Raw genomic sequence first — 14,089 nt, 5'->3', positions numbered from 1 at the left:
CATTTCAAACCTTTATTGCAGCTACAGCAATGCGGAAAGATTTGCTATCAGACCGCGTATTTAGAAAAGCCTCAGTGTTTTGAGGCTTTTCTTGATTTTAAAAAAAGCTAAGCGATACTAGGAACCTTAAAAGTAGCTTTGCTTTCGGTTTTAACGATATGAACTTTGTCTCCCTCCTCATTCCAAACGGACGATTTCAGCCCCCAGTAAAAGTAGCTGGCAGGGTTTTTCTGCTGTGTTACGCCTCTATTATTTGACCCGGGGCGAGTAAAAAGAAATATAAACTCACCTTTTTTTATTGTCCAATCGGGAAAGATGAAAATGTGGCGGTGCTTATTGCTAGCGCTACCATCATCTTTGTAGGTTTCGTCAAAGATCATGTAGTTGTTCAGGTTGCAGTCTTCTGTTGCTTGGAGTACAACATATTCACTTTTTTGATCTCCTTGCCCTCCCACTGACATAACTTTCAAGTCCATTACAAAAGCTCCATGTTCTGCATCGTGGTTTGGCAAAGTGCCAGCAGGCACTAGGCTAGCTTGGAAGATTGGGTAAATGGAAGGTTTTTTTGAAGCGCTGCTAGGCTGATGAAGGAGTGATGATTCCTTTGTGGTGATTTAGGAAACGGCGTCTCGTACTTCGTCAGATCTCACGGTTTGTGCGTGCCCAACTGACACTCCTCGTAGCCAGAAAGCATGCTTTAATTCGCTCCCCAGAACCTCCAGTCGTTTTGAATTCGGCAAGCTCCGCACAAACACGTTCAAGCAGGCCTCAGAGCGCTAGGTCAAGGTTATTCCTATGGCCGAGTACGTGTCTGGGCGAGCGCTCCTCATTAACTTGAGTGCCCAGATAGTAATGCTTGCTGAGTATGACATCGACTAATTTGACGGTACTAAAGTTGGCGCGGTTAGCCGAGATTTCGTGGGACTAGATGTGATGGAGCACAAGACAAGGCGGTTGCTAGCTGTCAGTCTAGGTGGTCGTAGATTGGCAGCTTGGCTTTTTGCAGCTGGCAACGCAATTGGCCTAGGGACGTCTCTTTGTCTTTCTTAAGTCAGCAAATGATTCCAGATTGGATATCTCTCTGAATACGAAGTCGGTCTATGGCACCTTGGATACCTCGTCGGCCACCATCAAGCCAAGATTTTAGTGAGCTGACTCGCTAGCATGGGGTTGCCATGGGTTTGCTCCGCGCCAGTGCTGTGAAATAACGAAGAAAAGTTTATATTCCAGTATAGATGTACCTTACATGCGAAGTGCTTCCATAAACTTTTTAAGCCAGACACCGGCCATCGAAGCATATGGGGCTTCCGGCGCGGTGGTATCCTTCAGTTCGGAGAGCAAGCGATCTTGGAGAAGGCGAAGGCGCGTGGCCACACCAGCTGCAGGTGTGCCCATCAATAGGCGCTGTGTTGCGGGCTCTTCCAGCGCAGTAATCGACTCAGCCAATTCCGTGATCAAATCACCGAGGAATTGCAGTTTCCTTAGCAAACGGTTGCGATCCTGGAACAGTTTCAGACGGTTCAGACCATAGATGTGAATCGAAGCACTGGCGCGTGCTAGCTGTTGCGCATTGCCTGTGGCTACGATCAGGCCCGTGGGGGTGCCGTGGATCCAGGCTATGCATCAAGTACGTAGCACGATCATCCTCGCAAGGATTGATGAGTAGCGGCAGCTCTCTGGAAACGTCAGTCGTCTCTGCCGTGGCGCGCACGCCGTTGTCTTCTAGTGGTAGTGGGAAGCTATTTTTCTTACCTGTCTGGTTAGACACATCGCTTAGAGAGATGGCGGTGCGCTATCATCTGGGATCCTGAAAGCAGGCCAGCCGTTATCGGCTGTGTATTCCAGATCAGGGCTTTTGGCGGGGGTGCCCTCGGCAGATTTATCGTCAGATAGGAGACACGGATGCTCAGGCCTGTAGTGGCATTTTTCCATTCAGTTCATAAACGTGGCACTGCAATGATTTGCCAGGGCATTGGACAGTACCGGCGATACACCACGGCGTTGCGTAAGGCGCTGCAGGCCGCGCAGGATTTTTTGAGGGCTCCGAATGGCACCACGGTCTTCGAGCCGCTGACGCCTGTTCTGTTAGACCTGCCTTCGTCGCAACGCTATGAGCGTGAGCTGTTGAGTGCGCTGGCCAATGACCAAGTGCGTAATGTCGCGATCACCGGTGAGTATGGCGCTGGCAAAAGCAGCGTGATCCGTACGTTTGTGGATCGGCATCCGGAATTCAACTTTGCGTTTATTTCATTAGCCGCCTTTGGCAAGGAGCGCGACCAGGCTGGGGACAACCAAGACCCTTCGGTGCCCGCGGCTAATGGCCAGCCCACTGCTCGGCCGCCAGAAAAACTAACCTCAGTAACTGCAAACGACGCCGATCTTTCAACGCGAATCGAGGAAGCCATCGTTCAGCAGTTGCTTTATGCCGTGCCGTCAAAGCAACTGCCCAAAACCCGCTTGAAACGCATCGTTCAAGCCTCATTATCTGCGCTCTGGGGCTACACCGCGTTCTTCGTTTTACTGATGGTGTGCGCCCTAAGGCTATATGCACCGGTGGCAGAGAAACCACTGATCATCATCCCTGAGTGGTTACGCGGCTGGCTGTTGCTACTTCCAGATTGGATGGCGGTCGCCGCGCTCGGTGTGGGCGGCGTGTACCTGGTGTTCTTTGGGCTAAGGTTGCTGTCCTCGTTCAGTATTGATGGCCTCACCATCAAGGGCGGTAAGTTGGAAACGACGCACCACGGTTCGGTGCTGCATAAAAATGTCGACGAGATTATTTACTGTTTTGAACGCAGCAACATCAATGTGGTGGTGATCGAAGACCTGGATCGCTTCGGCATTCAAGACGTGTTCACGCGCTTGCGTGAGATCAATTTCATCATCAAGCAGTCACCGCAGATTCGGCGGCGCGTGTACTTTGTGTACGCGCTACGCGATGAACTGTTCGCAGTGGGTGAGAAAACCAAGTTTTTTGACCTGATTATTCCGATCATCCCGGTGGTCAACTCGGAAAATTCACGCGAGAAGCTGATTGAGCTGCTGGGGTTGAGAAAGCTCAACGGGGTGCCGTTAGACACCGGGCTGAATCCTCATCTGCTTGAAACCGTGTCATATTTTATTGATGACATGCGTTTGATCAAAAATATCGTCAACGAATTTGACATGTTCTCCAGCATCCTGAGAGCGGGTTCGGGCTTGAAGTTGGACCCCAATAAGCTCTTTGCGATTATCGCGATTCGCAACTTGCACCCGAATGAGTATGCCGAGCTGGTAAAGCGCCGAGGGCCTATTTACGAGACGCTTCATGGCTTTCGCGAATGGCGGAGTCAGCTGCACAAAAACGCTGAGAGCGTTTATCAGGCGCTGCGCGAGGAGCGCGAGCGGAAGGTGCAGGAAGTCGCGAAAAGTACGGCCGAACTACGCGCGTATGTCTGGCTTGAGATGTTAGAAAAATCTGGGGCTTCTTATGCGTCTCATGTTGATGTGTTGAACGCTAACCGATACACGTTAATTGAATTTGTTGTTGATGATGCGTTTAACCTGATTTTCTCTCAAAGTTCTCAGTTGGCCATGATCGCTATCGACAAGTATGGTCAAACTATCAGAAAGTCAGTGGTGCCCGGAGCACCTATAGAGTTTCTCGCTTCAACGACCTACCAAAAGCGTTATGACCGGCTCCAACAAACGATGGGCAGCATTGATAAAAAGATAGCTGAGCAGCGTTTGGAGTCCAGACTGATCAATCGCCTGACCTTTCGCGGTGCCGCCAAACAAGGTTATGGCGAAGAGATCCTGCAAAAGCTAGCGGGTCTGGAAATTGTCATCTACCTGATGCGCCACGGCTACCTTGGTACCGATTACCCAGATTACTTTGGCTACTTTTACCCTGGCTCGCTCACCGCGGAAGATAAAAACCTGCTGCTGGGGCTCAGAGGCGGCGCCATTCCGGAAGTGACGACCGTCATCAGCGCGCCCAAGACAGTGGTGGAAAAACTCGATGTCGACGACCTTGGCGATGGAAGGGGTATCATCGCAACGCTGATCGATTACCTGGTGAGTGACGCCTACTCCGCGCCCGATTGGAGCCACGCGCGCGAATTGCTCATGACTATTTTCAGGAGCGGATTGAAAGATCATCTGGGCAGGATGGCGGAGGCGGCCGAGTTACTGATTTCGGGGCCGAATTCACATCGTTTTGTTCGCGCCGTATTTGAATTTGAACCCGGTTTGTTCCGTGCACTGTTGACGGAGGCACCTCGCTTCGAGACGGTGATCCTGAAGCAGTTGCTTATTGGCGCCATCCTGGATGGGTTGACCGCCGACCAGTTGCAGGCACTCGATGTTCATCCGAACACTGAAATTCGCAGCGCCATTGAGGCGCTTGAAGATAACTCGCGCTTGATGCCACAACTCAAAGTGGGCGAGGGCGGGTGGAGTTGGTTGAAGACTTTACCCGTTCAGTTCAATCACTTGGGCGAAACCACGTCTCTGGATGATCTTGCGCAACTGATCGAATGGCGCTGTATCGATTTTAACCTGCACATGCTTACCCTAGTTTGTCAGAAGGGTGACCCCAAAACTGCCGATGATCTACAAAGCAAATCCGCTCACGGCAGCGCGAACGTCACTTACCGTCGTCTCAAGGCGCTAAATATTACGGGCCTTGATGAGCAGTTGCTTGAGTCGCCTGACGCGCTGGCAAATGTGCTTTTGAGTCAAACGGGTGAATTGGAGGAGTCAGCCGCGTCACTTTCAACGTTGCTGAAAGTGCTCGACGTTGCAGCGGAAACCACCAGCATGCACCTGCTGTTTGCGCGCACGATTTGTGAGGTTGAGCGCTTGGAGGACTTACCTCAAAAACTGTGGGCGATTGTGCTATCAACTGATCGCGTCTCGATGCGAGTTGACGCCGTCTGGTCTTTCTTCAACAACGTCTTGCTGCCAGCCCTTACTGATAAAGGTTGCGAACCGGCAGACATGGAGGCCTTCGCGGATTTCATCAAGCACCACACAAAATTGCTGAACCAACATTTATGGGTAAGCAATCAGGCCCGACATATAGATTTGCAGAGTTATCTACTGAGCACACCAGCAGTCGACAACGAAACCGTTATCGAGCTATTCGCTGGGCTGAACCTGAATAATCCGGTGATCCTAAGTGGTTCCTTAGGCAGATTGCCAGCAGAACGCTGGACGATGCTGGCGAGCGCGGATTTCTTGGCATTCACTCCTGAGATCCGAGACTGTATCCGCACATACGACCTCAACTTGGAGGTTCCTTATCTCCTTGCGCACTGGAGTCAGGCACGAGAGCATATCGACTTTACCCAACTGCCCACCGAAATGGTGCTCACGCTCAGCCAAAGCAGCGTGCCAACACTAGATGACAAAATCAACCTGTGGACTGCTGTACCGCACGAAACGTTTGATACCTCCAGCGTAGCCACTATGGAAATTGCCCGGCTCTGCAGTTGGCTCAACGCTGGTACGTCGCGTTTCCCCGCCTCGTTTGCCCCCATACTTAGAAAGCTCATGGCTGAGGATGGACTGTCGTCAGAACAGCGACAGGAAATGCTCGTCCAATGTTTAGCGTCCAGCACGTGGGTAGAGGTGACGGCCCTGCTTGGGCTGCTAGCGGAAGGTTTCGACCGGTTAGCGCCCAATGTGAGAAAGATTGAGGTGGCGTCCACTGCAGCCAATCTACGATTGCTGGAGGCATTGCAAGCACGAGGTTTTGTTGGCGGCGTGACGGCGAAGGACGACGTTCTCACAGCGAACACCCGACCGAGTGAAATGAAGGACACGGCAAGCGCCGAATAGACAGCTTGTTAGCTCGGTTACATCAGCGTGCTTCTTGAATGGCGCTGAGAGGGTTGCCTATACAGGCATCAATCACGCCGTCGGAGTGGGCGCGCCGCGTGAGGCTTTAAGGGAGTCTAGAAAACTCGGGCCGATTCAAATTGAGGTGATCGGATAGCGCTCGACGGCGGTTTGGGAGCAGCAGCGTATGACTTTTTCGAGAAGTGGCTGTTGGACTTCAGCCTGGGGGCATCCTTTTCAAACTATCCAAAGAATGCCCCTAGATGTGCCCCCAATGTAGCAATCGTCTGGAAGTGAATGGATCTCCGTGGTTTGTGGAAAGCCAGAAATGATCAGCTAACCAGCCTGCCCGACAACGCCTAAAGACTCTCAGGGTCGCCAAAAAACATTTTGACTAGGCTCTAGGACAGTAGTTTCAGCTTGAAAAAAGCGAATTATGCCCCCATTTATGCCCCCAATTGCACAGGGTGTGCGAGCGATCGCGAATGGCGATTTCTGACATGGATCTGGGTGGCCGTCACTGGTATTCAGTGCGCCTCCGTATACTGGATGAGCAACCCGTATCTGGCAAATCCTTGGTCGCTCGGAAGAGGATTTGGGTAATGAGTCGACATCCTTAAGTGGAGTTGTCGGGTCTGTCTCTCTGCACCTATCCTGAAATTGACCCGCGAGATGCTCGTGCTCTGCGTGATGTTGCCAGGGCTCTGGTCGTGGGTCTCGATAGCCCGGTGGACACCGAACCTCCCGCCTCAATTGGCCGCCAAGTCGGCTGACAACGAGGGCGCTCAGGTTGAGATATAGAGGGGACGCCTTACCTTCGCTATTCCTGGCCAGTTAAGCCGTTGGGCCAGGTCGCTGATCAGTCGTTAGGTAAGTGCAACTGCACTTCCATGGCGTCATGAAGGAGTCGGACGACCTCGATCACGTCGTCATTTGCCAAACGATAAAATACGACGTGGCGTGGGCTTTTGACCGTTCCATGGGGATGTCTGGCCTGCTGGCGTGAATAGGTGAGATGATAGCTGCGAAGGCCCGGTGCAAGCTCATCGCGGTCATGGCTGCCAATGCAATAAGGCGTGTCGGCAAGCGCTTGCAGCGCCGCGAGGATCAGCGCCTGGTAGCGCTGGCGTGCTTGATCGCCGAACTGCGCTTGGGAGAGCCTGAGGATGTCGACAATGTCGGCACGCGCCGCGTTGGAAATCCGATACTGCGGCATGCTCAGTGTTTCTCTCGCGCGGGGAGGGTGGCCTCCAGGCTCAAGCCCTCGAGGTAGTGCTCCAGATCTCCTTCGTTCACCTGAGTAAAGCGCCCGTGCTCAAGGTCCATGATGCCGATCGAGGTCGCCTGACGCAGGGCCTCAATTTTGGCGGTATCTTCGGCGACGCGTTGCTCCAATAGCCTTAAGCCTTCTCGCATTACTTCGCTGGCATTTTGATAACGGCCGGACTGGACCAGGTCCTGGATAACCTGTTCTTGGTGAGGGGTGAGCACAACGTTTCGCGTCGCCATCATTAGCTCCAACTCTGGGCAAACATATTGTTTCGAACGTTGGCATATTATGCCATTTTACATAAAAGCAGGGAGTTTAGGATTTGTACCTGACGAACTGTAAAGTGTGGGGTCATCCTTTGCGCCGAACAGATGGCCCGGACTGTAAGCGCACAAAGTCCAAGCAAGGCTGTCGCATGCGGGACGTCGTGGACAGCTTAATTAGTGTGGGCCTCGGGCCTTCAGTTTTGCCAAACCTTGTTTGATGTGTCCGGCGTTCTCTCCAATCGTTTGTAGCGCGCCGCGGATATTGTCGCCTGTGTCCGTCGTACCCTTGCGCTCAATCCACAACGTCAACTCCATCACCGCCGCCTCTAAGGCGAGCTGGTTTTGGTACAGACGCTCAAGGACATCAGGCAGTGAATATTCAGTGGGCATTGTTTCGACTCCAATGAAGGAGCCGAAAGCGTAGCAGCGGGGGAGGCGGATGTCCTGAGCCACCCGTGAGTTAAGTGCATGAAACGGTTTAGAGTGAGGGCCAGCATTCGCCAAAAACTGCCGTTGCGACAGGCAGCAGACGGCCAATAGCAGACAGATCGTTCTACAGCCTCGGCGCTTTGTATCAGCCAGCAGAGCACTAGCGCAGAGAGGAAAAATACTGAGTAGGCGGTTTACCCAGTGCTTTCTTGAACATAGTGATGAATGCATTAACAGAGTCATATCCCAGGATGCCCGCCACACGTTGCACGGATACCCCCTCCGCCAAATGACTCAGTGCGATCATCAAATGCAATTGTTGACGCCAGCGTCCGAAGCTCAGCCCGGTCGTGCTTTCTACAAGCCTGGCCAGCGTTCGTTCACTGGTTGCAAGCCGAGTGGCCCACTCGCGCAACGTGGTTCGGTCGCCTGGATCTGAGAAGAGCGTATCCGCGATTTGTTTGATCTTGGGGTGGTCTGATATCGGCAAATGCAGCTCTTTCAGCGGGGCATCGGAAAGCTGCTCAAGCAGCACTGCAACCAGCCGAGCTGTCTTGCCCTCGGAATGGTAAGCAGGTTCCTGTTCAGCGAGATGCAGGACCATCTCCCGAACAAGGGGCGTAATGGCAACCGTGCAGCATTCTTCAGGCATGGCTGCCGCACCGGGCTCAACGAACAGAAAGCAGGTCCGGGCGTTTTCGGTCACTCGGCAACTGTGCGGCGTGCCGCCCGGGATCCATACGGCGTGCTGGGGAGGGACAAGCCAGAGTGCATTTTGCACCTCACAGCTCACTACGCCATGCAAAGACAGGATGAGCTGGCCTTTGCGATGATCATGCGGACGGGCACCCGAATCATTGAGGTCAGGCGCAACCTTGAGGGCAATCGCTGCCTGGGCGAAAAGGTCTGAATCGAAATCTTCCGGCGAGGAAACGACATTTTTTGAGCTTGGCATAATTTAGATATCAGGTGTCTTGATATCTATATTAGCCGGTTCTGAAGTTCTCTACAGTTGTCTTCTTTTAAGAGGACAGATAAAGAATATGTCAGATACAAAAAACAAGTGGCATGCCATCGCGCTCGTCGCAGGCATTCTGCTTATCGCCGTGAACCTGCGCGTTCCCTTTACCAGCATCGCGCCCGTTTTGCCGCTGATCCAGAATGATTTTGGCTTGAGCGCCTCAGCTCTAGGCCTGCTTACTTCACTGCCATTACTTGCCTTTGCAGCCTTCTCCCCGCTCAGCGCATCGGTCGCCCGCAGGTTCGGCATCGAGCGCACGCTTTTCGGTGCATTGTTGGTCATTTCAGCGGGCATCCTGCTCCGCTCCGCAGGCAGCGCATGGGTGTTGTACGCCGGTACGATATTGATAGGCACTGGGATCGCCCTGGGCAACGTGCTGCTGCCCGGCCTGATCAAACGCGACTTCTCGACAAAAATGGCGTCCATGACCGGCGCTTATTCCATCACCATGGGTGCAGCGGGCGCTGTCGGTTCAGCCGTAATAGTTCCGCTGACCCAATCATGGGGATGGCCGATTGCCCTGAGTTTGTTGGTCGCAGCCCCGTTGTTGGCGCTGGTGGTGTGGCTGCCGCAGTTGAAAAAACACGAACACGTAAATCTGTCAGGTCCGAAACAAGCGCCAACCGTGGCCGTCTGGCGTTCGCCGCTGGCATGGCAGGTCACACTGTTCATGGGGCTGAACGCGATGCCTTTTTATGTCGCCGTCGGCTGGCTGCCGACCATTCTGATGGACCATGGCATATCCCCGGAGCAAGCAGGCACGGTACACGGCACGCTTCAACTGACGACGGCCATTCCCGGCTTGATTCTGGCGGCCACGCTTCGTCGTCTCAAAGACCAGAAACTGGCAGCCGCTACCGTCAGCCTGTTAACCGCCTCATCCCTGATCGGGCTCATTTACGCGCCAGACTACGCCATGTTGTGGGCCGCGGTCCTGGGCTTCGGCTCTGGTGCCAGCATGATGCTCGGCCTGACCTTCATCGGCTTGCGCACAAAAAATGCCGGTGACACGGCGGCACTTTCAGGAATGGCGCAGTGCGTCGGCTACCTGATGGCAGCCGCAGGCCCCTTGCTGCTGGGCCAACTGCACGACTGGACCGGTGGCTGGACAGGACCGCTGCTGATCACAGCCGCAATCTCCGTAGCCGGAGCATTCACCGGCATGCTGGCCGGGCGCAACGTTCAACTTGAATCTGCTGAATCATCGTCGCGAACAAGCCCAGCAATCCAGTCAGCGAATGCGCTCACAGCTGGCGATAAAAAGCGCTGATGCGGGTATAGCAGGTGAACAGGAACCGATGCGGGCTGCCAGTCAGCAAGCACTTCGACCAGTCGCCCTTCTCGCAGATGCTCGCTGACCACGTTCTCAGCGAGCTGCACCAGCCCGAAGCCTTCAAGGCACATTTTGATGTAAAGCCCAGTCTCGTTGACGGCCGCTGTGCCGTTCACCGGGACTGAGATTTTTTCGGTACCACGGGCAAAGCGCATTTCACCTGCTTGCCTTGCGCGGCCCGAGAAGTAATGGATGGCCCGGTGGTGAGACAAATCTTGCGGATTTTGCGGAGTGCCGTTCTCTTCGAGATAGGCGGCAGACGCACAGGTTACCCAGCGAAACCGACCGAGTGGGCGCGCAACGAGCGTTGAGTCATCGAGCTCGCCTGTACGAATAACGCAATCGACACCCTCTTGAACCAGATCAACCTGCCGATCGTTGACGCCTATCATCAGGTAGATATCCGGGTAGCGCCTGTAGAAGTCTTGCAGGTTTGGCATGACGATGAAGTGTGCAATGCCACCCGGCATATCGACACGCAAACGCCCCTGTGGCCGTTTTACGGAATCCGTCAGGCTGGTCTCTGTGTGTTCGATCAGCTCCAATATTTCCCGGCATTGCGCCAGATATTGTGCGCCCTCAGAGGTCAGGCTGACCCGACGCGTTGTTCTGTTCAGCAGGCGTACCTGCAAGTACTTCTCAAGATTTTTAACGCTGCTGGTAACTGTGGAGGCCGGCAGAGAGAGCGTCTGCGCCGCCTGGATAAAGCTTCCTGCTTCAGCCACACGTACGAAAACCTGCATCGCTTGAATACGGTCCATGACTGTTAGCAGCCTCAAAGCAGTGATCGGGTAAAGTCGTTATTATTCGTAGATATTGAATAATAAAAACAGTTTAACCATCTTTTTCCCGCAGTATCGCATTGCGTACATTGCTTCCAACGAAATTTGAAGAGGTGTACAGAAAATGGCTGAATATAACCGCAGCATTGTGCAGGCCCCGACCGCTCAGGCCGCCCGCACCCTTATCCGCGGCGCCACTGTGCTGAGCATGGACGGTGATATCGGCAATCTGGCGCGCGGCGATATCCTTATCGAAGGCAGCACCATCACGGCCATAGGTGAAAACATCGAGGCCGGCGACGCTATGGTTATCGAGGCATCCGGCATGATTGCCATGCCCGGCATGGTCGATACGCATCGTCACTCCTGGGAGGGCCAACTGCGTCGAATCAATCCGAATGCCGAAACCCTGGAAGACTACTGCAACGCAACGCACTTCTCGTTCGCCAAATACTATCGCCCGGCTGACATGTATATTGGCAATCTACTGACTGCATTGGGGTGCATCGATGCGGGCATCACGACCGTGGTCGATAACTCGCACAACAGCCGCACCGGCGCGCACTCCGACGCCGCGGTCGAGGCGCTGCTCGATGCTGGTATCCGGTCTGTACACGCCTCCGGTGCGCCAGTTTCTGGTGAGTGGGACAAAGCCCACTGGCCCGGCAACCTGGAGCGTCTCCAGGGGAAATACGTCAAGAACGGTGACAACCCGCTGCTCTCGCTGGCGGTAATGGCGCAGCTGGAGCCTGAGCTATGGGCTGAGGCCCGGCGCTTGGGGCTGCCTATCATTACCGAATTCTTCGGCGGGGACATGGCAGCTGAGTTGGAGGGTTTGCATCGCGAGGGTCTGCTGCGCCCCGATAACATCTTCAACCACTGCACAGCGCTGCCGGACGCCGGCTGGAAAATCATTCGCGAGGCTGGCGTGCGGGTCAACGTATGCCCGCGTTCAGATGCCCACTACGGCATTGAAGATGGAATGTTCGCCATGCAGTCGGCCCAGCGTCACGGCATCAGCCCGGGGCTGAGTGTCGATAACGAAACCTCCTATAGCGGTGACATGTTCATGGAGATGCGGGTGGCGTTCTACCTGCAACGCGTCATGGGCATGCACCAGCAGCGCTGCTGCGGCGCAGAGCATCATCCGGTGACCCTGCCGGCTCATGGCCTGCTCAAAGCCGCCACTCTTGACGGCGCCACCTGTGCAGGATTGCAGGACAAAGTCGGCACCCTGACCCCCGGCAAACAGGCCGACCTGATCCTTATCAATGCGCAGGACATCAACCTTTACCCGTCGGGTAACGCATTCGGCACCGTGGTACACGCGGCCGAACGCAGCAATGTCGACACGGTCATGATTGGCGGGCGCATCGTCAAGCGCGGCGGCAAGGTGCTGGGCGTGGACAGCGAAAGGCTGCGTGCAGCAATCGACGAATCCCGTGAGCATCTGTTTGCTGCCGCAGGCTACCAGCCGAATATTTTTGCCGAGACATTCATGCCGCTTGAGTCAGCCAAGTAAGGAGGCGCGAAATGAACGCAGCTTACTACCTGCTGGCCATCGCCGCGGGGCTTGGCATTACCCTGCAGACCACGCTGAATGGTCAACTCGCTAAAGGTGTGGGTGGAGATTCCGTAGCGGCGGCGCTGTTCTCATTTACTGCCGGAGCGGTGTGCCTGGGCGTCTTTTCATTGATGCGTGGCGGGATAGTGGCCTCACTGGCGGCTATACCTGCCCAGCCCTGGTGGAGCCTGCTGGGCGGTCTGCTGGGTGCCGGTGCCTTGCTTAGTTATGTGGTGCTTGCGCCAAAAATCGGCCTGTCAGCCCTGCTGGGCCTCGCTATCGCAGGTCAGATTATCTCCTCACTGGTTATCGATCATTTCGGATTGATGGGGGCATCGGAAAGGCCGGTGTCTCTCATCAAGTTGGCCGGGTCGATGGTGATGCTCGCAGGACTGGCCATCGCCCTGTTCGGTGACAGGTGGTCAGCGCTTTTCTCCAACTGACTGCCTTGTTTGCCCCATCCTGTTTCGTAGGACGCAACCATGTTTAAAACCCTAAGCGGCACCACCAGTCTTCTTGGCGAGTGCCCTGTCTGGTGTGAAAGAACGGAACGCCTGTTCTGGACCGATATCCCTGGTTGCGAACTGCTTGCTCTGGACCCCGTGAGCGGTGAAGTACAGCACTGGCGAGTGCCCGAGCCGCTGGGGTCGTTCGCCCTTACGACCAATACAGACGTATTGCTAATGGGATTGGCCTCCTGCCTAGGTTATTACAACCTGAGTACTCTTCGCTTCACCAAAATTACCATCACGCCTGGAGTACCCGGAACCCGGGTCAATGATGGCCGCTGCGACCGTATGGGCAACTTTGTGTTTAGCACTATGGATGCCGGTGAGGCGGTGCAAACTATAGGGCGATTTCACCGGTTCAATGCCGCGACGCTCAAGACTGAAACGCTGGACCTTCCCGAAGTGGCGATCCCGAACAGCATCTGTTTTAGCCCGGACGGTTCCACCATGTATTACGCGGACTCCCTGCAAGGATGCATTTTCTGCTGCGATTACCCGTCGCTAGAAAACCAGCGTGTATTCACTACAGTCAACGGTCAGGGTGCTCCAGACGGTTCTTGTATTGATGCGCAGGGCTTTCTCTGGAATGCGGAATGGGGCGGTAGCAGAGTCGTGCGTTACGCGACTGACGGCAAAGTTGACAGCGTGATCGACTCCCCGTGTATTCAGACCACTTGTCCGGTGTTAGCGGGACTTGGTTATGAAACGCTTTACTGCACCAGCGCACGGATAGGGCTGGATAAGCCGGCAGATTTCGATGGCACGCTGATAAAAGCCGAAGCCGTTTTAGCTGCCGGATCCCCTGAAGAGCGATTTACAGGACGACTGCACTGAATAGTAGGTTCTAGCCTGTCGCGCCGTTCTGAATGCCAACTTGGTAGACGCGTATGAATGACCGCTTCTGGCCGATTTATGCCTGTTGCGAAGGGCCGCTTTTGGCCGATTCTGTTGAAAAAGTCGGATTTTCAAATGGCCTGAACTCAGGCACGACCACCACCGGAGAACCTACTCACCACATTGAGTGGTTTTTCGGCCCTTCGGTGACCTTTGCTGCTCTGTTATTGGGTTAATTTGAGGTTTTTTGCTTGGTGC

The 14,089-nt window shown here is 54.5% G+C and carries 13 protein-coding genes; 6 read left to right on the top strand and 7 right to left on the bottom strand.

The window, feature by feature from the left end; all coding sequences use genetic code 11:
- Positions 1 to 107 precede the first annotated feature (107 nt).
- The gene (locus AC4PS7_RS09105; RefSeq protein ID WP_492179334.1) at positions 108 to 476 is read right to left on the bottom strand and encodes a hypothetical protein; all 369 of its coding nucleotides are present in this window, start codon (positions 474 to 476) and stop codon (positions 108 to 110) included.
- A 766-nt stretch (positions 477 to 1,242) separates the two neighbouring features.
- Positions 1,243 to 1,488: a hypothetical protein gene (locus tag AC4PS7_RS09100; protein WP_492179333.1), complete on the bottom strand. Its 246-nt coding sequence runs from the start codon at positions 1,486 to 1,488 to the stop codon at positions 1,243 to 1,245.
- 414 nt (positions 1,489 to 1,902) lie between these two features.
- Between AC4PS7_RS09100 and AC4PS7_RS09095 the strand changes: the two genes are divergently transcribed.
- On the top strand, positions 1,903 to 5,823 hold the full coding sequence (locus AC4PS7_RS09095) for a YobI family P-loop NTPase (RefSeq protein ID WP_492179332.1): 3,921 nt from the start codon (positions 1,903 to 1,905) through the stop codon (positions 5,821 to 5,823).
- Positions 5,824 to 6,682: 859 nt separating this feature from the next.
- Here the strand turns inward: AC4PS7_RS09095 and AC4PS7_RS09090 are convergent.
- The 4 genes from AC4PS7_RS09090 to AC4PS7_RS09075 form a co-directional block, all read right to left on the bottom strand.
- A complete protein-coding gene (locus tag AC4PS7_RS09090) occupies positions 6,683 to 7,039 on the bottom strand; it encodes a type II toxin-antitoxin system RelE/ParE family toxin (RefSeq protein WP_058426049.1) in 357 nt (118 codons plus the stop codon).
- A 2-nt stretch (positions 7,040 to 7,041) separates the two neighbouring features.
- On the bottom strand, positions 7,042 to 7,332 hold the full coding sequence (locus AC4PS7_RS09085; RefSeq protein WP_027605753.1) for a type II toxin-antitoxin system ParD family antitoxin: 291 nt from the start codon (positions 7,330 to 7,332) through the stop codon (positions 7,042 to 7,044).
- Between the two features lie 201 nt (positions 7,333 to 7,533).
- Entirely contained in the window at positions 7,534 to 7,749 is a 216-nt protein-coding gene (locus tag AC4PS7_RS09080; RefSeq protein ID WP_058426048.1) for a death domain-containing protein, read from the bottom strand.
- Between the two features lie 199 nt (positions 7,750 to 7,948).
- Positions 7,949 to 8,743, bottom strand: a complete 795-nt coding sequence (locus AC4PS7_RS09075) for an AraC family transcriptional regulator (RefSeq protein WP_492179331.1) — start codon at positions 8,741 to 8,743, stop codon at positions 7,949 to 7,951.
- An 88-nt stretch (positions 8,744 to 8,831) separates the two neighbouring features.
- Between AC4PS7_RS09075 and AC4PS7_RS09070 the strand changes: the two genes are divergently transcribed.
- Entirely contained in the window at positions 8,832 to 10,079 is a 1,248-nt protein-coding gene (locus AC4PS7_RS09070) for an MFS transporter (protein WP_015371105.1), read from the top strand.
- Here the strand turns inward: AC4PS7_RS09070 and AC4PS7_RS09065 are convergent.
- Entirely contained in the window at positions 9,992 to 10,903 is a 912-nt protein-coding gene (locus tag AC4PS7_RS09065) for a LysR family transcriptional regulator (RefSeq protein WP_015371104.1), read from the bottom strand. The genes AC4PS7_RS09070 and AC4PS7_RS09065 overlap by 88 nt on opposite strands.
- A gap of 145 nt (positions 10,904 to 11,048) precedes the next feature.
- On the opposite strand from AC4PS7_RS09065, the gene AC4PS7_RS09060 reads away from it, so the two are divergent.
- From AC4PS7_RS09060 to AC4PS7_RS09045, 4 genes are read left to right on the top strand one after another with little or no spacing between them, the layout of a single operon-like run.
- Positions 11,049 to 12,446, top strand: a complete 1,398-nt coding sequence (locus AC4PS7_RS09060) for an amidohydrolase family protein (RefSeq protein ID WP_123477333.1) — start codon at positions 11,049 to 11,051, stop codon at positions 12,444 to 12,446.
- A gap of 11 nt (positions 12,447 to 12,457) precedes the next feature.
- The gene (locus AC4PS7_RS09055; protein WP_015371102.1) at positions 12,458 to 12,931 is read left to right on the top strand and encodes a DMT family transporter; all 474 of its coding nucleotides are present in this window, start codon (positions 12,458 to 12,460) and stop codon (positions 12,929 to 12,931) included.
- 39 nt (positions 12,932 to 12,970) lie between these two features.
- A complete protein-coding gene (locus tag AC4PS7_RS09050) occupies positions 12,971 to 13,831 on the top strand; it encodes an SMP-30/gluconolactonase/LRE family protein (protein ID WP_065883888.1) in 861 nt (286 codons plus the stop codon).
- 53 nt (positions 13,832 to 13,884) lie between these two features.
- The gene (locus AC4PS7_RS09045) at positions 13,885 to 14,067 is read left to right on the top strand and encodes a hypothetical protein (RefSeq protein ID WP_492179330.1); all 183 of its coding nucleotides are present in this window, start codon (positions 13,885 to 13,887) and stop codon (positions 14,065 to 14,067) included.
- Positions 14,068 to 14,089: the final 22 nt, after the last annotated feature.

This window comes from Pseudomonas sp. DW-iso3, from assembly GCF_058725305.1.
Note: the sequence above shows the minus strand (reverse complement) of the source record. Positions and strands in the feature narration are given on the sequence as shown.

What these genes read in the sequence shown, in the direction of transcription:
- AC4PS7_RS09105 (WP_492179334.1), bottom strand. Translation starts at nt 476, where the DNA reads ATGGACTTGAAAGTTATGTCAGTGGGAGGGCAAGGAGATCAAAAAAGT.
- AC4PS7_RS09095 (WP_492179332.1), top strand. Translation starts at nt 1,903, where the DNA reads ATGCTCAGGCCTGTAGTGGCATTTTTCCATTCAGTTCATAAACGTGGC.
- AC4PS7_RS09090 (WP_058426049.1), bottom strand. Translation starts at nt 7,039, where the DNA reads ATGCCGCAGTATCGGATTTCCAACGCGGCGCGTGCCGACATTGTCGAC.
- AC4PS7_RS09085 (WP_027605753.1), bottom strand. Translation starts at nt 7,332, where the DNA reads ATGGCGACGCGAAACGTTGTGCTCACCCCTCACCAAGAACAGGTTATC.
- AC4PS7_RS09080 (WP_058426048.1), bottom strand. Translation starts at nt 7,749, where the DNA reads ATGCCCACTGAATATTCACTGCCTGATGTCCTTGAGCGTCTGTACCAA.
- AC4PS7_RS09075 (WP_492179331.1), bottom strand. Translation starts at nt 8,743, where the DNA reads ATGCCAAGCTCAAAAAATGTCGTTTCCTCGCCGGAAGATTTCGATTCA.
- AC4PS7_RS09070 (WP_015371105.1), top strand. Translation starts at nt 8,832, where the DNA reads ATGTCAGATACAAAAAACAAGTGGCATGCCATCGCGCTCGTCGCAGGC.
- AC4PS7_RS09065 (WP_015371104.1), bottom strand. Translation starts at nt 10,903, where the DNA reads ATGGACCGTATTCAAGCGATGCAGGTTTTCGTACGTGTGGCTGAAGCA.
- AC4PS7_RS09060 (WP_123477333.1), top strand. Translation starts at nt 11,049, where the DNA reads ATGGCTGAATATAACCGCAGCATTGTGCAGGCCCCGACCGCTCAGGCC.
- AC4PS7_RS09055 (WP_015371102.1), top strand. Translation starts at nt 12,458, where the DNA reads ATGAACGCAGCTTACTACCTGCTGGCCATCGCCGCGGGGCTTGGCATT.
- AC4PS7_RS09050 (WP_065883888.1), top strand. Translation starts at nt 12,971, where the DNA reads ATGTTTAAAACCCTAAGCGGCACCACCAGTCTTCTTGGCGAGTGCCCT.
- AC4PS7_RS09045 (WP_492179330.1), top strand. Translation starts at nt 13,885, where the DNA reads ATGAATGACCGCTTCTGGCCGATTTATGCCTGTTGCGAAGGGCCGCTT.